The 17,331-nt window shown below is 56.8% G+C and carries 16 protein-coding genes; 8 read left to right on the forward strand and 8 right to left on the reverse strand.

Annotation, left to right across the window (positions count from 1 at the left end; genetic code table 11):
• Window positions 1-31: 31 nt before the first annotated feature.
• The 3 genes from NYE48_RS16530 to leuC form a co-directional block, all read right to left on the reverse strand.
• Window positions 32-1,564: an N-acetylmuramoyl-L-alanine amidase family protein gene (locus NYE48_RS16530; protein ID WP_340999451.1), complete on the reverse strand. Its 1,533-nt coding sequence runs from the start codon at window positions 1,562-1,564 to the stop codon at window positions 32-34.
• A 351-nt stretch (window positions 1,565-1,915) separates the two neighbouring features.
• The gene (leuD, locus tag NYE48_RS16535) at window positions 1,916-2,518 is read right to left on the reverse strand and encodes a 3-isopropylmalate dehydratase small subunit (protein ID WP_340999452.1); all 603 of its coding nucleotides are present in this window, start codon (window positions 2,516-2,518) and stop codon (window positions 1,916-1,918) included.
• 14 nt (window positions 2,519-2,532) lie between these two features.
• Entirely contained in the window at window positions 2,533-3,954 is a 1,422-nt protein-coding gene (gene leuC, locus NYE48_RS16540; RefSeq protein ID WP_036715017.1) for a 3-isopropylmalate dehydratase large subunit, read from the reverse strand.
• 194 nt (window positions 3,955-4,148) lie between these two features.
• Here leuC and NYE48_RS16545 point away from each other — a divergent pair, with 194 nt between their 5' ends.
• On the forward strand, window positions 4,149-5,063 hold the full coding sequence (locus NYE48_RS16545) for a LysR family transcriptional regulator (protein WP_036715031.1): 915 nt from the start codon (window positions 4,149-4,151) through the stop codon (window positions 5,061-5,063).
• A gap of 49 nt (window positions 5,064-5,112) precedes the next feature.
• Here NYE48_RS16545 and NYE48_RS16550 read toward each other — a convergent pair whose 3' ends face one another.
• Window positions 5,113-5,964: a carbon-nitrogen family hydrolase gene (locus tag NYE48_RS16550; protein WP_340999454.1), complete on the reverse strand. Its 852-nt coding sequence runs from the start codon at window positions 5,962-5,964 to the stop codon at window positions 5,113-5,115.
• Between the two features lie 193 nt (window positions 5,965-6,157).
• Here NYE48_RS16550 and NYE48_RS16555 point away from each other — a divergent pair, with 193 nt between their 5' ends.
• The 7 genes from NYE48_RS16555 (at window position 6,158) to NYE48_RS16585 (ending at window position 13,687) form a co-directional block, all read left to right on the forward strand.
• The gene (locus NYE48_RS16555) at window positions 6,158-7,366 is read left to right on the forward strand and encodes a pyridoxal phosphate-dependent aminotransferase (RefSeq protein ID WP_340999455.1); all 1,209 of its coding nucleotides are present in this window, start codon (window positions 6,158-6,160) and stop codon (window positions 7,364-7,366) included.
• 388 nt (window positions 7,367-7,754) lie between these two features.
• Complete coding sequence (gene proB, locus NYE48_RS16560) at window positions 7,755-8,858, forward strand: glutamate 5-kinase (RefSeq protein WP_341000682.1); 1,104 nt, start codon at window positions 7,755-7,757, stop codon at window positions 8,856-8,858.
• An 89-nt stretch (window positions 8,859-8,947) separates the two neighbouring features.
• Window positions 8,948-10,195 carry a glutamate-5-semialdehyde dehydrogenase gene (locus NYE48_RS16565; RefSeq protein WP_340999456.1) on the forward strand — a complete coding sequence of 416 codons (1,248 nt, stop codon included), beginning with the start codon at window positions 8,948-8,950 and terminating at the stop codon, window positions 10,193-10,195.
• A gap of 56 nt (window positions 10,196-10,251) precedes the next feature.
• A complete protein-coding gene (gene proC, locus NYE48_RS16570; RefSeq protein ID WP_036715018.1) occupies window positions 10,252-11,112 on the forward strand; it encodes a pyrroline-5-carboxylate reductase in 861 nt (286 codons plus the stop codon).
• On the forward strand, window positions 11,109-12,332 hold the full coding sequence (locus NYE48_RS16575) for a 2,3-diketo-5-methylthiopentyl-1-phosphate enolase (RefSeq protein ID WP_340999458.1): 1,224 nt from the start codon (window positions 11,109-11,111) through the stop codon (window positions 12,330-12,332). The genes proC and NYE48_RS16575 overlap by 4 nt, the downstream gene beginning before the upstream one ends.
• Entirely contained in the window at window positions 12,329-13,006 is a 678-nt protein-coding gene (locus NYE48_RS16580; RefSeq protein WP_340999459.1) for a 2-hydroxy-3-keto-5-methylthiopentenyl-1-phosphate phosphatase, read from the forward strand. The genes NYE48_RS16575 and NYE48_RS16580 overlap by 4 nt, the downstream gene beginning before the upstream one ends.
• A gap of 3 nt (window positions 13,007-13,009) precedes the next feature.
• Window positions 13,010-13,687 carry a methylthioribulose 1-phosphate dehydratase gene (locus NYE48_RS16585; RefSeq protein WP_340999460.1) on the forward strand — a complete coding sequence of 226 codons (678 nt, stop codon included), beginning with the start codon at window positions 13,010-13,012 and terminating at the stop codon, window positions 13,685-13,687.
• A 425-nt stretch (window positions 13,688-14,112) separates the two neighbouring features.
• Here NYE48_RS16585 and NYE48_RS16590 read toward each other — a convergent pair whose 3' ends face one another.
• The 4 genes from NYE48_RS16590 to NYE48_RS16605 form a co-directional block, all read right to left on the reverse strand.
• Window positions 14,113-14,724, reverse strand: a complete 612-nt coding sequence (locus NYE48_RS16590; protein WP_341000683.1) for a histidine phosphatase family protein — start codon at window positions 14,722-14,724, stop codon at window positions 14,113-14,115.
• A gap of 140 nt (window positions 14,725-14,864) precedes the next feature.
• The gene (locus NYE48_RS16595) at window positions 14,865-15,770 is read right to left on the reverse strand and encodes a phosphotransferase family protein (protein ID WP_340999461.1); all 906 of its coding nucleotides are present in this window, start codon (window positions 15,768-15,770) and stop codon (window positions 14,865-14,867) included.
• Window positions 15,771-15,774: 4 nt separating this feature from the next.
• Window positions 15,775-16,413 carry a cyclodeaminase/cyclohydrolase family protein gene (locus NYE48_RS16600; RefSeq protein WP_036715022.1) on the reverse strand — a complete coding sequence of 213 codons (639 nt, stop codon included), beginning with the start codon at window positions 16,411-16,413 and terminating at the stop codon, window positions 15,775-15,777.
• Window positions 16,414-16,416: 3 nt separating this feature from the next.
• Window positions 16,417-17,271: a bifunctional 5,10-methylenetetrahydrofolate dehydrogenase/5,10-methenyltetrahydrofolate cyclohydrolase gene (locus NYE48_RS16605; protein ID WP_212952053.1), complete on the reverse strand. Its 855-nt coding sequence runs from the start codon at window positions 17,269-17,271 to the stop codon at window positions 16,417-16,419.
• Between the last annotated feature and the right edge of the window lie 60 nt (window positions 17,272-17,331).

Here is a 17,331-nt window from a genome sequence, read left to right on the forward strand (position 1 = left end):
CTGCCTCCTTCTTCCTTGCAAAACGTCTTTATTACTGAATGCCGAGATATTCCTTGATTCCGTCCACAATAGCCTGGGCGATGGCATTTTGCACGCTTTCGCTGAACAACGCCGCCTCGTCTTTCGGATTGGAGATGAACCCCGATTCAATCAATACGGCCGGCATCTTCGTTTCCCGGATGACATGAAAATTCCCGTACTTATAGCCTCGATCCTTCAGGCCGGTGGCTTTGCTCACATAATTATGGATCACTCGGGCCAATTCCTTGCTTGCATCCCGTTGGTAGTATGTTTCGGTGCCGTTGGCCGCTGTCGATTTATCGCCAGTACTATTGGCGTGTATGGAAACGAATACGTCCGCATTCAAATCGTTGGCGATCTTCGCTCTTTCCGCAAGCTTCAGGTAGGTATCGTCGCTGCGGGTCAGCACATAATCGATGCCGGGTTCGTTGGCCAGCAGCTGCCCTACTTTCAAGGCGACGGCCAGGTTGAAATCCTTTTCTTTGGTTTTCGAATATCCCGTTGTACCCGGATCCTGGTCCCCGTGGCCCGCGTCGATGACGACGACCTTTTTGCCGTTGCCGCCGACCGGAGGCGTTACAGGAGGTTCGGCGCTGCCCGTTTTGTTCAAGTCTACGATCAGCAATCCCGAATCCGGCCCTTCATTTTCGTTGTATACCGCATAATCCTTGGCGTAATTCAAATCAATAACGATCCTCACCGTAGCAGGATTGCTGCTGAACAGGGAGTAACGGATCGTCGACACGTCCGGATAACCGCTCACGTCGAGTTTGTTCTGGTTGCCCACGCCGGCAGCTTGTCCGCCCAGAAAATCCGGCGAAAAGGAAGTGTTCGGCAGATCGACGACGACCCGGTCGGGCCCGGACATCGTGAATACTTTCGGCGTCACCGCTCCGCCTTGCGTAGAGACCATCAGGCGATTTTCGCTGAAGCTGATACCGTTGATGAGCGCCTGGCCGGCAGCCGGCGTCGTCGTAACGGGAACCGTGCCCTCATCCTGCCCGTCCGAAGGATTTCCCGTGGAATCCGGCCGGGTTACCGGCGGAGGCACAGGCACGTCTCCCGCGCCCGCCCCGGTTCCGTTATCCTTGGCAGGCGGCGCTTCGGCCGTCGTCAGGTACACCGCCTTATCGGCGTTATCCCAGCTCACGCGGAGTCCCATTTGTTCGCTCACGAAACGGACGGGTACGCTTACGATGTTTTTGTCCAGCAGCGGCGGGGTGTCCAGCTTAACCTTTTTCCCGTTTACCGTGGCGTTTTTTTGGTTCACGGCCAGTTCCATCGACGTTTTGTCTTTGCTGATCAGAACCTTCTTCGATTTTTGCTCCCATTTCACGTCAAAGCCGAGATTCTCCCCGATCACGCGAAAGGGAACCATGATGCTTCCGTTCACGTTCGTTACTTTGGCGTCTTTGGACACGTTCAGCTCGCTGCCGTCCAAAAAGATGTGGACGCGCGCTTCGCTGGCCGACGCCTGGTTCTGAAGCGGAACCAACAGGATCAATAACGACAACAAAAACAGTAAAAATCCGATTTTCTTCATTGTACACCTCTGCCAATCTGATTTTTTTGCCGGTAAACAGGCAATATGAAACAAATCTATCTAAAAATGTTCATAATCTTCGCTATGCAGGCAATATTCGCCATCCACCCATCTTTTTCCTGCCGAACTTTCATTTTTTGCCTGTTTGTTTTCCGTCGTTGCAAAATCCGCCATATAAACAGCCTAATCGACCGTGCGTAGGATCATGGCGGGTTTTCGGGCTTTTTGCGTTTTCCATGACGACATGTTTCGCGCAAGCCGCAAAAAAAGGCTCCTATTTCCTGAGGGAAAATAGGAGCCTTTGCAGGCCGAGCTGATAGACGGCCCAAATCGGATAAACTTCGCCGCTGCTTAAGCGAACAGGCGCGAAGCATGCTTTTGCTCATAAGCCGCGATTTCGTCCTCATGCTGCAGCGTCAAACCGATGTCGTCCAGGCCTTGGAGCAGGAACTGGCGGCGATGCTCATCCAGATCGAAGCCGATGTGCAGGCCTTGGTTGTCGGTGATCGTTTTGTTTTCCAAATCGACGTTCAGCTCATAACCTTCATTGGCCGCGGTGCGCTGGAACAGTTCCTCCACCTGCTCTTCGGAAAGCTTGATCGGCAAAATTCCGTTTTTGAAGCAGTTGTTATAGAAAATGTCCGCAAACGACGGCGCGATGATGCATTTGAAGCCGTAGTCCAGGATCGCCCAAGGCGCATGCTCGCGGGAAGAGCCGCAGCCGAAATTGGCTCTGGAAATCAGGATCGAAGCGCCCTTGTAGCGCGGCTGGTTCAACGAAAAATCGGCGATGTCGTTTCCTTGCTCGTCGAATCTCCATTCATAGAACAGGAATTGTCCGAAGCTGGTCCGTTCGATCCGTTTCAAAAATTGTTTGGGGATGATTGCGTCCGTATCCACGTTTACCCGGTCTACCGGGGCAACAAGTCCGGTCAATTTAGTAAAAGCTTCCATGTTCGTTGTCCTCCTTAGCTAACCACTTCAGTTTTGAATTTCCAGTCGCGAACGTCGGTGAACCGCCCTTTGATCGCTGCTGCCGCAGCCATTGCAGGGGAAACCAGATGCGTACGTCCGCCGCGTCCTTGACGTCCTTCGAAGTTCCGGTTGGAGGTCGATGCGCAGCGCTGCCCAGGCTGCAATACGTCCGGGTTCATCGCAAGGCACATGCTGCATCCGGCATCGCGCCATTCAAAGCCCGCTTCGATAAAGATTTTGTCGAGGCCTTCCTTCTCGGCTTGCAGCTTCACGCGTCCGGAGCCCGGCACGACGATGGCCGTTACCCGGTCGGAAACTTTGTAGCCTTTGGCCACTTCGGCGGCGGCGCGAAGGTCTTCGATACGCCCGTTCGTGCAGGAGCCGATGAACACGTAGTCGATTTCGATGTCCGTCATTGGCGTACCCGGAACGAGTCCCATATATTCGATCGCTTTTTCAGCGGCTTTCCGCTCGTTTTCGGTCGGCAGCTCCGCAGGCACCGGCACTTTTGCCGTGATGTCCGTTCCCATGCCCGGGCTGGTACCCCAAGTCACTTGCGGGATCAAGGTTTCAACGTCGAACTCCACGACCTTGTCGTACGTCGCCCCTTCGTCGGTGACAAGCTGCTTCCATTCTTCCACTCTCTTTTCGAATTCTTCGCCCGCAGGCACGTACTGGCGGCCGCGAAGATATTCGAACGTCGTTTCGTCCGGCGCGATCATGCCGGCGCGCGCTCCGCCCTCGATGGACATGTTGCACACGGTCATGCGCTCTTCCATCGTCAGCTCGCGAATGGCTTCGCCCGTATATTCGATGACGTAGCCCGTCGCAAAGTCCGTTCCGTATTTGGCGATGACGCCGAGGATCATGTCTTTAGCCGTAATGCCCGGTTTGCGTTTGCCGACGAAGCGGACCTCCATCGTTTTGGCTTTGGCCTGCTGCAGGCACTGCGTTGCGAGCACGTGCTCGACCTCGCTCGTTCCGATTCCGAAGGCCAGGGCGCCGAAAGCGCCGTGCGTGGAGGTATGGCTGTCGCCGCAAACGATCGTTTTGCCCGGATGCGTCAGTCCGAGCTCGGGACCCATGACGTGGACGACCCCTTGGTCGATCGTTTCGAGATCGTACAGCGTCACGCCGAAATCGCGGCAATTTTGGGTCAGCGTATCGATCTGCTGCTTCGAAATCGGGTCTTTGATGTTGAAACGGTCTTTCGTCGGCACGTTGTGGTCCATCGTGGCGAAGGTCAGCTCCGGACGGCGGACCTTGCGGCCGCTGAGGCGAAGTCCTTCGAACGCCTGCGGGGAAGTCACTTCATGGACGAGATGCAAATCGATGTAGAGGATGCTTGGCTTGCCTTCTTCCTGATGAATCACGTGGTTATCCCAGATTTTTTCAAACATTGTTCTTTTACTCATCTTTTTCACCTCATCGTGGTTATAACGTCCTTGGTTAAGTCTGCCGCCGGGTCAGCGGCGCGACTTGAATGAAATAAATATAGCATTGGTTTCTTCATAGTTCCAAGATATAATATCTATAAACGTAATAGGAAATAACTATTAGAAGGACATCCGTATTTCGAATGATTCAAAAGACGATGGGACCGGTGAACATGGAACTGAGACAACTTCAATACGCATTGCAGATCGCGGCGGAGCGCAATTTTTCGCGGGCGGCCGAAAAGCTGCACATCGCCCAGCCTTCCCTCAGCCAGCAGCTGTCCAAGCTGGAAAAGGAACTCGGCGTGCTGCTTTTTCAGCGGAACACAAGCACGGTCGAGCTGACGCATGCAGGAGCTTCATTTATGGAACAGGCGCAAAAGATCATGGACGCGGTGGAGCTGCTTCGCCAGGAAATGTCGGACATTTCGCAGCTGCGGGGCGGCAAGGTGGTCGTGGGCAGCATGCCGATTACAGGCGCGCATTTGCTGCCCCATGTCCTTCCTTCGTTCAAGCGAAAGTATCCCGAAATCGAAATCACGCTTCTCGAGGATTCATCCATGAATCTCGAGAAACTTACCGCCGGCGGCAAAACCGACCTGAGCCTGCTTGCGCTGCCGCTTCAGGAGCCTTCCCTTGCTTACGAGGTCATCGGAGAGGAGGACATCGACCTTGCGGTGCCTGAGGGGCATCCTCTGGCGGAAAGGACGAATCACGGCAAACCGCTCCCCGTGCGCATCGAGGAATTAAGCGAGGAATCGTTTATCGTGCTGAAAAAAGGCCAGGGTTTCCGCAAAATCACCTTCGACCTGTGCCAGCAAGCCGGGTTCGAGCCGAAGGTGGTGTTCGAAAGCAGCAACATGGAAACGATCCAGTCGCTGGTCGCGACCGGGATGGGCATCACGCTGGTGCCAAGGTTCATTTCCCGATCGTCGAGAAGCGAATTCGTTCCGGTGTACCTTCCGCTCGCGGAGCCCGTCCCCAGCCGGACGCTGGTGATCGCCTACCGGCGCGGACGTTATCTGTCCAAAGCGGCAGAAGCATTTATCGAGACATTCCGGGAAACGATGCGGGAATTGGTCAAATAAAAAGGAACGGGCCTGATGAAACGTTTCAAAAGGCTCGTTCCTTTTTTATTTATTGCGGCTGCGAACCTTGGTCGATGTCCGCCCCCCGTTTTCTATCCGCGTACAACTCTGGCCGCCGATCCGCGAATACAGGAATCCGTCCCCGTACCTCGTCCACCAGCTCCGGCGAAACGCAGCCCGTGACGATCTCCTCCGTCTCGCCGCCTTCGGCGACGATTTCGCCCCATGGATCGATGATCATCGAATGGCCGAAAAAGTCGGTGCCCCGGCTGCTGCCCACCCGGTTGCAGGCGACGACGTACATTTGGTTTTCGATCGCCCGCGCCGCCAAAAGCGTACGCCAGTGGCGAAGGCGGGGATGCGGCCATTCCGCCGGCACGATCAGCATTTTGGCGCCGTCAAGCGCCAGGCTCCGGGCCAGCTCCGGAAAACGGATGTCATAGCAGATCGATGCGCCGGCCGTCAGGCCTTCAAGCTCCAGCTTCACGAGCTCGCTTCCGGCGGTCAAATGTTTCTCCTCGTCCATCAGGCGGAACAGGTGCAGCTTCGAATATGCCCCGATCTGCCGTCCGGTCCGGTCAAATGCGTACATCGTGTTGTAAATGCGGTCTTCGATCTTGACGGCTGCGGACCCCCCGACGATCATGACCCCGTGTCTCCTTGCAAAAGACGACAGCCATTCCCTCGTGTCCTCCCCGCCCGGATCGGCGATCTCCTGTATTTGCTCCAGCGCGTACCCGGTATTCCACATCTCCGGCAGCACCAGCAGGTCCGGCTTCGGATCGCCTTGAACCGCCTTTTCCATCAAGTCCCCCAAGTGAGCCTTATTGGCCTGCGGGCGGCCGATTTCGATGTCGGCTTGGATGAGCGCCACGGCCAATGTTTTTCCTCTCTGTGTCATGTTTCTCCTCCTTGCCCTCCGCGTTAGGATTAGGGCGGGAGAGCTTCCCCGCCTGCGTTGTCTTCCATCATAAATGCAGCGGAGCGATTCATCAAGGGCAGGTGCAGGATGGCTATTCCCTCTATACAGCTCGGATAAATCATGTTAGATTAAATCTATTCTATTCGATGCTGGAAACCGGAGTGATCATACGATGAAATCGACAGACCCCGCGCAATATCGATCGGCTTTTCATATCCAACCGGCGGACGTGATGACGCAGCTGCCGACGCAATTTTTCGCCACGCTCGTGCAAAAGGTGAACCGCGAAATTTCCGCGGGCCATGACGTCATTAACTTGGGACAGGGCAACCCGGACACGCCGACCCCGCCCCATGTCGTCCAAGCGCTGCAGGAAGCGGCGGCAAACCCTGTATATCATAAATACTCTCCCTTTACGGGATACGGCTTTTTAAAAGAAGCGATCGCCAGACGCTATTTCGAGGATTACGGCGTCTCGCTCGATCCCGAAACAGAAGTCGCCATTTTGTTCGGCGGCAAAACCGGCCTGGTGCAGCTCCCGCAAATCCTGCTTAATCCGGGGGACCTCTGCCTGGTTCCCGATCCCGGCTATCCGGATTACTGGTCCGGGGTCGCCCTTGCGAAGGCCGAAATGTCCTTCATGCCGCTCCGAAAAGACCATGCCTTCCTGCCGGACTACGCCGGCATCGCCGAGTCCGTCCGTCGCCGGGCCAAGCTGATGTTCCTGAATTATCCGAACAATCCGACTTCCGCCACGGCGCCGTTGTCGTTTTACGAGGATACGGTCAAATTCGCCGCGGAAAACGGCATCGTCGTCGCCAGCGACTTCGCGTACGGCGCCATCGGCTTCGACGGCCGGCGGCCGGTCAGTTTCCTTCAGGCGCCCGGCGCCAAAGAGGTCGGCATCGAGTTTTACACCCTTTCCAAAACGTACAATATGGCCGGCTGGCGCGTCGGCTTTGCCCTCGGCAACCGCGAAGTCGTCTCGATGATCAACCAACTTCAGGACCATATCTACGTCAGCCTTTTCGGCGGCATCCAGGCAGCGGCGGCCGAAGCGTTGACGGCTTCCCAGGAATGCGTCCGCGAGCTGGTGCAGCGTTACGAATCCCGCAGGGATGCTTTCTTCGCAGGGCTCGCCGAAATCGGCTGGGAAGCCGAGAAGCCAAGCGGCTCCTTCTTCAGTTGGCTGCCGGTGCCTCAAGGGCATACGTCGGCTTCGTTCGCCGACCTTCTGCTCGAGCGAGCCAAGGTTGCCGTCGCGCCCGGCATCGGCTTCGGCGGTCACGGCGAGGGCTACGTGCGCGTCGGACTGCTCACATCCGAGGACAGGCTGCGGGAAGCCGCCCGGCGCATCGGCGGGCTGGGCCTGTTCGCATAAATCTTTATTTTGCAAACCTGCCATTTCCGTGGTATTCTAAGTGGAAATAACGGGTTTTCCATACCAATGAAACGTGACGACGGGACCAGTAAGAGGAACCATCCGCGCAAACAGAGAGTAAATTCCAGCGGCTGAAAGAATTTACCCGGGTGCCCTCCGAAACCTACCCCTGAACGGCCCGCATCCCCTGCGGGACAGTGCCTTCTGTTACAGGGCTTAAAGCCGGATGATTTATGTCATCAATAAAGGTGGTACCGCGGAAGCTCAGACTTTCGTCCTTTGCAATCAAGGACGAAAGTCTTTTTTGCATTCTCCATCGCCTTCGCGACTTTACGTTGGTATGTTTCCCGCGCCTGATGCGAAATTAATGAAATGGAAGTGATGAATGATGTCGACGCGCGTCGTCGTCAAAATAGGAAGCAGCTCGCTGACGTCCGCCGAAGGCGGACTCAACCGGGATGCCGTCGCGTTTTTTGCGAACGAAATTGCAGCTTTGAAAAAGGAAGGCGCCGAAGTGCTGCTGGTGACCTCCGGGGCGGTGGCCGCCGGGTTTCGGGCCATCGGCTATCAATTCCGCCCCAAACTCCTGCACGAAAAGCAAGCCGCAGCCGCGGTCGGACAGGCGCTGCTGATGCAGGCGTACCAGGAGGCATTTGCCGCCCATGGCATTACGACGGCGCAAATCCTGCTCACGCGTACCGACTTCGGCAACCGGAAGCGGATGAACAATGCCGGCATGACGATCGAGGAACTGCTCAAGCAAGGATCGATCCCGATCATCAACGAAAATGACACCGTTTCGGTGGATGAGCTGAAGTTCGGCGACAACGACACGTTATCGGCTCTCGTAGCCAATTTGGTCAAAGCCCAAAACCTTCTCATCCTCACCGATATGGACGGCTTGTATACCGGCGATCCGCGCAAACATCCGAATGCGGTCCGGTTCGATCATATCGAGGAAATTACCGAAGAGATCTACGCCATCGCCGGAGGAGCCGGTTCTTCCGTCGGAACGGGCGGAATGCGCTCCAAAGTGGACGCGGCCAAAATCGCCATGCGCGGCGGCGTTCCCGTCTTCGTCGGCAAGGTGGATTCCCGCGGGGATTTGCGGCAGGCGGTGGCGGGAAACGGCAAAGGAACGTATTTCGATACGACCCTCCACTCGCTGCCGGTGAAAAAACAATGGCTCGGGTTCATGTCGACCCCGCTCGGCACCCTCCGGGTCGATCACGGGGCCGAGCAGGCGCTCGTGAGCGGCGGCCACAGCCTGCTGCCGGTGGGCATCAAGGTCGTCGAGGGGCATTTTCAGGCGGGGGACGTCGTGGAAGTGCTCAGCCTCGAAGGCACCGTGCTCGGACGGGGCATCGTCAATTACGACGACGAACAGCTGCGGCGCATCCAAGGGATGAGCAGCGCCGAAGTCATTCAAACGCTGGATATGGTCCATCGTCTCGAAGTGATCCACAGGGACGAATGGATCACGTTAAAATAGCCGTATCCTTTCGGCATCATGAATCGCGGCCGACAAGTGTCATAGCCGGTTTTGCGTATTCCATTACTTTAAAATAAGGAGGATGTTTCATGAGTGAAGTCAAATTAAAAGCCGGAAAAGCGCGTGCCGCCGCTGCGGCATTAAACCGGATGACCACGCAGCAGAAAAACGAGGCCCTTCAATTGATGGCGGACGCCCTTCGCCGGCGCCGGGAAGACATCATCGCCGCCAACCGGGAAGACCTGGAACGCGGCCAAACCCAGGGCATCTCCACTTCCCTGCTCGACCGGTTGGCGCTCAATCCGCAGCGGATCGAAGCGATTGCCGAAGGCCTGGAGCAAATCATATCGCTTCCCGATCCCATCGGCGACGTGCTGGACGATTTCGAACGCCCGAACGGGCTGAAAATTTCCAAGCTCCGCGTCCCTCTCGGGGTTATCGGCATTATTTACGAAGCGCGCCCGAACGTGACCGTCGACGCCGCCGGCCTGTGCCTGAAAGCGGGCAATACGGTCGTTCTTCGCGGAGGTTCGTCGGCTTTGTCGTCCAACCGCAAAATCGTGGAGGTGCTTCACGAAGCTCTGGACGCTTCGGCGCTGCCCGCGGATGCCATCCAATTGATCGAAAGCGCGGACCGTTCCTCGGTCGACGAGATGCTAAAGCTGAATGGGCTGCTTGACGTCATCATTCCGCGCGGCGGGCAGGCGCTGATCCGCAATGTCGTGGAAAACGCCACCGTTCCGGTCATTGAGACCGGGGCAGGCATCTGCCATACTTATATCGATGAAACGGCCGACGGCGCCATGGCCGAAGCCATCGCCATCAATGCCAAGGTCCAGCGCCCTTCCGTCTGCAATTCGATGGAGACGCTGCTGGTCAACAGCCGCTTTGCTGCCGATCGGCTGGCCCCTCTCGCGGAGGCGCTGCGGCAAGCGGGCGTGGAAATCCGCGGCTGCGAACGAACGCTGAAGCTGGTGCCGTGGGCCGTGCCCGCAACGGAACAGGATTTTGCCACCGAATATAACGACTATATTTTGAACATCAAAACGGTGGATACGCTCGATGAGGCGATGGACCACATTTCCCGTTACGGCACCACGCATTCCGAATGCATCGTGACGGAAAACGAAGACCATGCCCGCCGGTTTTTGCAGGAGGTTGACGCGGCGGCGGTTTACCACAACGCGTCCACCCGCTTTACGGACGGCTTCGAATTCGGCTTCGGCGCGGAAATCGGCATCAGCACGCAAAAGCTGCATGCCCGCGGTCCGATGGGACTTCCTGCGCTGACTTCAACGAAATACGTCATTCACGGCAGCGGCCAAATTCGCGGCTAATCCCGCGGCTTTGGTCCGGCTGCCCATTCGATACACCGCAGGGAGGATGATATAACATGAGTCAACAGCAAGCGATGATCGCGGAACCTATTACCTTTTACGGCGCCGGATCGATGGCCGAAGCCATCGTCCGGGGACTGATCCACAAATCGGTGGTGCAGGCGGCCGACATTACGATGCTTAACCGCAGCAATTCCCGCCGGCTGGATGAGCTTCAGCAGAAATACGGCGTGAATGTCAGCAACGATGCGGAGGCGTTGCCCCGGATATTGCAACATGCGCCGGTTATCGTCCTTGCGATGAAACCGAAGGACGCGGCGGAGGCGCTGAAGAAGCTGGGGCCGCTGCTCTCCGACGACACGCTGATCGTATCGGTCATCGCGGGTCTTACGATCCGCACCATGCAGGATTTGCTAGGCCGCAAACAGCCGGTGGCCCGCACGATGCCGAATACGTCCAGCTCCATCGGCCTCGGGTCGACGGGCATCGCCTACTCCAAGGAAATCACCGACAAGCAGCGCCAAACCGTCATGACGTTGTTCGGCGCGGTCGGCACCGTCACGATCGTCGAAGAAGAAAAGCTCGAAATTCTGACCGGAATTTCAGGCAGCGGACCGGCCTACATCTATTACATGATGGAAGCGATGATGGCCGCCGGCATCCGCGGAGGGCTTACGCCCCAGCAATGCCGCGAACTGACGGTGCAGACCGTGCTTGGCGCCGCCCGCATGGTGCAGGTGACCGGCGAAGAACCGGCGGCATTGAGAGCAAAGGTCACCTCGCCGAACGGCTCGACGCAAGCCGCGCTGGAAGTCCTCGACAAAGGCGACTTCTTCGAAACGGTCATCGCTGCGGTCGCCCGCTGCGCGGAACGTTCAAGGGAAATGGGAGCTGCATTGAAGGAGGGAATTTCATGAGTTATTGCACGGCCACATACCGCTTGTACGACGACAAAGCGGATTTTCGCAAAAAAGCCGAGTCCATCGCCGTCGGCATGACCGTCGGCAGCTGGACGGAGCTTCCGCAAGCCAAACGCGAGTCGATGCAAAAACATCTCGGCCAGGTGCTGAACGTCGAAGTCCATGAACCGGAAGGCGCAAAGCCGGGTGAACGTTACGCCGACGTAACGATCGCCTATCCGGACGTCAACTTCAGCAAAGACATTCCGGCGCTGCTCGTCACCGTTTTCGGCAAAATCTCCATGGACGGGCGGATCAAGCTGAACCGTCTCGGGTTTTCGGACGAATATCTCTCGGCCTTCTCCGGTCCGAAGTTCGGCATCGGGGGCATTCGCGATTTGCTGGGCGTTCACGACCGCCCGCTGCTCATGAGCATTTTCAAGTCCGTCATCGGGCTCGACATGAACGAGCTCCGCGATCAATTCGTCAAGCAGGCCCTCGGCGGCGTCGACCTGATCAAGGACGACGAAATCCTGTTCGAAAACGAACTGACGCCGATCGAAAAACGCGTCGAGGTCTGCCTGAAAGCCGCAGAGGAAGCCAGCCGCGCGACGGGCAAAAAACTGCTGTACGCCGCCAATTTGACGGGCCATACGTCGAACCTGAAATCCCAGGCGCTTAAAGCGATCAACGCCGGCGCCAACGCTCTCCTTTTCAACGTGCTGTCGTATGGATACGACGTCCTGCATGAGCTGAGTTCCGATCCGGAAATTACCGTGCCGATTGCCGCGCATCCGGCCATGGCCGGCGCTTTTTATCCTTCTCCCCACTACGGCATTTCCGCCTCGGTGCTGCTCGGGCAATTGATGCGCCTCGCCGGCGCGGACCTGGTCCTGTTCCCTTCGCCTTACGGGTCGGTGACGATGCCGCGCGATGAAAACATGGCGATCCGCGACGAACTGCTGACGGACGCGCTGCCGGTCAAAGCGAGCATGCCGGTGCCTTCCGCGGGCATCCATCCGGGACTCGTCCCGCTCATTTTGCGCGACTTCGGCCAGGACGTCGTGGTCAATGCCGGCGGCGGCATTCACGGGCATCCGATGGGGACCGAAGCCGGCGGACGCGCTTTCGTGCAGGCGATCGAAGCCGCGCAGCGTTCCGTTCGCCTGGCCGATTACGCGGAAGACGGCCATCCCGAGCTGAAGGCAGCCCTTGAAGCTTGGGGGGGAGAACGATGAAATCAGGCAAAAAAACCGTCATTTTTTGCGATTTCGACGGGACGATTACCCTTTCGGACAACATCGTCGCCATCATGAAAGAGTTCAAGCCCGAAGGTTATGAGGCGATCATGCAGCGGACCGTCAACCAAGAAATTTCGCTGCGCGAAGGCGTCGGCGCCATGTTTGCCCTCCTCCCTTCCCGCAAAAAGGCAGAAATCGTGGATTTCGTCGTGAGCCGCGCAGGCATCCGCGAAGGATTTCGCGAGTTTCTCGGCTACGTGAAGCAGGAAGGCATCGATTTTTACGTCACCAGCGGCGGCATGGATTTTTTCATCGACCCGCTACTGGCGCCGTTTGATATCCCAAGCGGCCATATTTTCTGCAACAGCGCGGATTTTAGCGGGGACCATATCGAAATATTGTGGCCTCATCCATGCCAGGAGCCGTGCCGGAACGGCTGCGGCATGTGCAAGACGACGGTCATGCGCCGTTTTCCGGAGGACCGGTACGAACGGATTCTGATCGGGGACAGCCTGACGGATTTCGAAGGGGCCAAAATCGCCGATTTGGTCTATTCCCGCTCCATCCTGACCGACAAGTGCGCCGAGCTCGGCGTCAAGCACGTACCATTCCAAGACTTTTTCGATATCATGAACGATATGAAGCAGAAACGACAACAGGGGGTGCGGTAATTTATGACGTTTGCGAACATCAGCCTGGAGCATAAACAGCAAGCGCTGGACGAGCTTCGGCAAATCAAGCAGCAGTTCGCGGCCAAAAACTGGTTTCCGGGAACCAGCGGCAATCTGTCCGTCCGCGTCGGCGAATTTGATCCGGAGCAGTTTTATTTTACGATCACCGCCAGCGGCAAAGACAAGTCCGTAAGCACGCCGGAGGACTTCCTGTTCGTGGACAAAAGCGGCCGGGCCGTCGAAACGACCAGCCTGAAGCCCAGCGCGGAAACGCAGATCCACTGCGAAATTTACCGCCTGACCGGCTGCGGCGCCGTGTTTCACGTGCACACGGTTTTCAACAACCTGATCAGCGAATGGTTCGGCGACCAAGGCGCAGTGCCGGCCCAAGGCATCGAATTGATCAAAGCGTTTAACATTTGGGAGGAAAATGCGGCGATTTCCATTCCGGTGCTGCCCAACTTCGCCCATATCCCGTCGATCGCCGAACGCGTCGAAGACGTGCTGAATCCGAACGTGCCGGGCATTCTGCTGCGCAACCACGGCATCTACGCCTGGGGGCAAAACGCGTTTGAAGCGAAAAAACATCTGGAAGCGTTTGAATTCATTTTCGAATATTTGTACCGCAGCATCCTGCTGAAAAACAGCGCGCCTCAGGTCATCGCCGACGGCCGCCGTTGACAGCGAAATGAAGAAAACCGTCCCGCCTCGTGAACTGTGGCCCGAAAGACGGACACTTTGAACAAAAGTGCCCTTGCCCCGGCCGTTATTCATCGGTTCATCCGTCGGGACGGTTTTTTTCTATGAAACCGCGAAGCCCATTCCCAGCGCCATCATCGCCTATTCCGGATTTTCTTGCATCTGCGCTTCGGTCAGCGGCCCCTTGTCTCCGGCAGCGGTCAACTCCTTGACCCGGCGGTTCGGTTCGTCCCCTTTTTATGTCCGTATTTAAAAGCCTCTATCAGCAGGCGGTTTGCCCGTTGAACGCTTTCTGACAGCCACGGCGGCGTTTTCGGATAAACGCTCTGCGCGAATTCCTCCATTTTTCCTGTTCAAAAACAAAAACACCGGCGGATTGCCGGTTGTTCAATAACGCCGATTTCAAGTTAGCGGACTGATTTCAAATGATCGACGGATGCAAAGTCCTCAATGGCATAAGTCCCGCGTTCATATATAAGCGTCGTGACGGAGCATTCGGGAATCAACTCGCTTTGGACGGCAACGAAATTCGGATGCCAAACCTCCAAAGCTTCTTCGGAAAAGGCATGCACCAAAAAGTCGGTGATCAACCCTCCATGCGTGACCAATACAATATGACTTTCAGCGGAGTGCTCCGCGGCCAGTTCCGATAATAAGGAGTTTAACCGCTCCCCCGCTTGCTTGGCCGAATCCCCGACGGGCGGCAAATATTCCGGATCACGCGTACACCGCTCCCACATGGCGACAAACGCTTCAAAGCTTTGTCCCGGCAAATCCCCCCAATTCGCGCGCTCCCTCAAACGGCTGTCCACGCGGACGGCCGATGCCGTCGCTTGGGCAATGCATCCGGCGGTCTCTTGCGCCCTTCGAAGGGGGCTGGAATAGACGGCTGAGATAGGCAAATGGCAAAAACGGCCGGCCGTCGCTTGAGCTTGCAGCACGCCCTTAGGGGTGAGCGGAACGTCTCCGACGGCTTTTTCTTTTATGGCGTGCCGTACAAGAAAAAAAGTTGTGCTTATTTACGCACCGCCTGTCGCTTTCATTCCATGCGCAAATCATGCGCCTTAACGAATAGTATGTGAAACATGCCGCTTTTTTGACATTATCAAACACGAAGTTTCGATGTCCTTGCTAATCCGTTTGCGTCAATGCATTTCTTTCAGCCCAAAATCCTTGCCAAAGCTTGTTCGGCAAACAGGCGGTGCCTTTCGCGCATTTGCCTCTCGGCGTCGGGTGCAAGCCCCCAATCGGATAACGCCGAGGCGGGTTTCAGCGCAGCGAATAAATCCCACGCGGGAAGCCCCGCATAATCGAGATGAGGATTGCGGGTTTGATACCGCTCCGTAAACTTCTCCATCGCTCTGATACCGGAGGCCCATAATAGTTCGAGCCTGGCATTTGCCAGATCGAACAGCGGATCGCCCAGCGCCGCATCCTCCCAATCGATGACCGCCGCGATGCTTCCATTCTTCCAAATGACGTTTCCCGGCCAAAAGTCCCCGTGCAGTAACACTTCGTTATTCGTATGCTTCAAGGGCCAGACCGACTCCAGTTTGTCTCGGATCCTGCCTTCCCACAACGAATCATCCAATTGACCGGGCCTGTTCGTAAGTTTGGCGGAACACCGATCCCCCTGTTTCGGGAGAAAACGGAGCTCGTACCGTTCCCATGGTAACCGATGGATATCCGACAACCGATCCGCCAATTGCTGCTCGGCATCAGGAATCTGATCCAGCGACAGGATCGATTCGCCTTCCACGAATTCCGTGACGATCAGCGGTGCATCGCCGAACGAACTGAGCACGGCATGCGGCTTCGGAACAGGCAGCCCCGCCGCAGTCAGTTGCTGAAGAAGCTTGTATTCTTCCCGCGCGATATGGGGATTTCGACTGCGGTCCGCTTCGCCGTGCCGACGCGCAAGCAGCTTCCGAACGACGCCTTCGGGCAGTTCGATTTCCAGCTTCGTTACTTGGGCGGAAACGCCGCCTTGAAGCTTTTGTGCCCGCAGCAGCTTTGCTTCCGGTTCGATATGACGAATGAGCTGCTCCCATGGCTCAATTTTCATAGGTCTATGCCAACCTCTCCCTGATTTGTCCCAATACTTGATCTTTTATGCCCGCCGAACGGGAAGAAAGCTCCGCCCCCGTGTCCTGGAACGTGGCCCGCACGCCGGCATCCTTGATGCTGCCAAGGTTTATCTCGACCGTGATCCACGCCGATTGAACCGCAGCGTCCAGCATCAGCAACGCGATGCCAAGATCCGAAATGACGTTTTTATTCGCTTGTTCGGTTACCGACGCCAGCGCCGACATGACTTCCAGGCAGCGTTTCATGAGATGCAGGGGCACGGAAGCCGCCTGCACCGCCGCTTGCTGCAAAGCGATGGAGCGCTGCCTCTTTTCCTCCTCCGATGCTTTGGGGAGCCCAAGCGCGGCCATGTAACCGTTAAAGGATTCGATGTCCTTTTTCAAAAAGGTTTCGGCTTCGGTCATCGCGTCCTGCATCAGCTTCACGATTTCCGCCATTTGTTCCCGCACCTGCTCAAACTTCGGTCCGCTCGTAATGTTCGCCACCATGGAGCCCATGGACGCCCCCAGGGCCGCAGCCAATGCCGCAACGCTTCCCCCGCCCGGCGTCGGCGCACTGGAAGCGGCCGAATGCAAAAATTCGCGGATCGGCTGATCAAAAACGTGATTTTGTCCGTTCATGCGCTACACCTCTTTCGATGGCTGCTGCAGCCGGATGGCATGCAACAAATTTTCGAACAACAGCACGGTCGTTAACGTCCCCACTCCGCCCGGTACAGGCGTTACCGCTTTGGCCGCTTCCACCGCTTCGGGAACCGCGTCTCCCACGATGCCGCTCGGCGTTTCGGAAATACCGGCATCGATCACGACCAGCTCGGGATGCAGCATATCGGCCGTAATCAGTCCGGCGCAGCCGGTGGCGGTCATCAAAATATCCGCGCCCGCGATATGTTTGGCGAGATTTTGCGTGTAATAATGGCAAACGGTGACGGTCGCGTTTTCGCGGAGCAGCATCTGCATCAAAGGCCTTCCGACGGTTTCCCCGTGCCCGACCAGCACCACGTTTTTCCCTTGCAGCGAAAACCCGAAATGTTTCACGATCCGAATGCATGCCTGCGGCGTTGCCGGATAAATGCCGGTTGCCCCCGTCATGCAGGCCAGCTTGTTCGCCGATGAAATGCCGTCGACGTCTTTTTCCGGTCGAATGGCGTCGCAGCAGGTTTGCAGGCGGATATGTTTGGGGAGCGGCAGCTCCAGCATGATGCCGTGCACGGCCGGATCTTGGTTCAATTTTTCGATTTCGTCCAGCAGGCGCTGCTCGGTCACCTCCGGCGTAAACGAAATCAGGTCGAACGCGATGCCCAGCTGTTGGGCTTTTTTCTCTTTTGCTTTCGCGTAATATGCCGATGCCGGATCGCCTTCTACCAAAATGACAGACAGCCGGGGGTGAATCCCTTTTGCCTTAAAGCGGTTCACCTCTTCGATGATCGATTCCGACACCTCGCTCGCCAGCGGTTTCGTTTTTAGCAGCATGCTCATTTCTGTCGCCTCCGATTTTGGTTTCAAACAAAAAAAAGCATTCGGAAAGGAATCCCCTCC

The organism is Paenibacillus sp. FSL M7-1455 (assembly GCF_038004655.1).
Lineage (GTDB): Bacteria > Bacillota > Bacilli > Paenibacillales > Paenibacillaceae > Paenibacillus_AQ > Paenibacillus_AQ cookii.

What these genes read in the sequence shown, in the direction of transcription:
- NYE48_RS16530 (WP_340999451.1), bottom strand. Translation starts at nt 1,564, where the DNA reads ATGAAGAAAATCGGATTTTTACTGTTTTTGTTGTCGTTATTGATCCTG.
- leuD (WP_340999452.1), bottom strand. Translation starts at nt 2,518, where the DNA reads ATGGAAGCTTTTACTAAATTGACCGGACTTGTTGCCCCGGTAGACCGG.
- leuC (WP_036715017.1), bottom strand. Translation starts at nt 3,954, where the DNA reads ATGAGTAAAAGAACAATGTTTGAAAAAATCTGGGATAACCACGTGATT.
- NYE48_RS16545 (WP_036715031.1), top strand. Translation starts at nt 4,149, where the DNA reads ATGGAACTGAGACAACTTCAATACGCATTGCAGATCGCGGCGGAGCGC.
- NYE48_RS16550 (WP_340999454.1), bottom strand. Translation starts at nt 5,964, where the DNA reads ATGACACAGAGAGGAAAAACATTGGCCGTGGCGCTCATCCAAGCCGAC.
- NYE48_RS16555 (WP_340999455.1), top strand. Translation starts at nt 6,158, where the DNA reads ATGAAATCGACAGACCCCGCGCAATATCGATCGGCTTTTCATATCCAA.
- proB (WP_341000682.1), top strand. Translation starts at nt 7,755, where the DNA reads ATGTCGACGCGCGTCGTCGTCAAAATAGGAAGCAGCTCGCTGACGTCC.
- NYE48_RS16565 (WP_340999456.1), top strand. Translation starts at nt 8,948, where the DNA reads ATGAGTGAAGTCAAATTAAAAGCCGGAAAAGCGCGTGCCGCCGCTGCG.
- proC (WP_036715018.1), top strand. Translation starts at nt 10,252, where the DNA reads ATGAGTCAACAGCAAGCGATGATCGCGGAACCTATTACCTTTTACGGC.
- NYE48_RS16575 (WP_340999458.1), top strand. Translation starts at nt 11,109, where the DNA reads ATGAGTTATTGCACGGCCACATACCGCTTGTACGACGACAAAGCGGAT.
- NYE48_RS16580 (WP_340999459.1), top strand. Translation starts at nt 12,329, where the DNA reads ATGAAATCAGGCAAAAAAACCGTCATTTTTTGCGATTTCGACGGGACG.
- NYE48_RS16585 (WP_340999460.1), top strand. Translation starts at nt 13,010, where the DNA reads ATGACGTTTGCGAACATCAGCCTGGAGCATAAACAGCAAGCGCTGGAC.
- NYE48_RS16595 (WP_340999461.1), bottom strand. Translation starts at nt 15,770, where the DNA reads ATGAAAATTGAGCCATGGGAGCAGCTCATTCGTCATATCGAACCGGAA.
- NYE48_RS16600 (WP_036715022.1), bottom strand. Translation starts at nt 16,413, where the DNA reads ATGAACGGACAAAATCACGTTTTTGATCAGCCGATCCGCGAATTTTTG.
- NYE48_RS16605 (WP_212952053.1), bottom strand. Translation starts at nt 17,271, where the DNA reads ATGAGCATGCTGCTAAAAACGAAACCGCTGGCGAGCGAGGTGTCGGAA.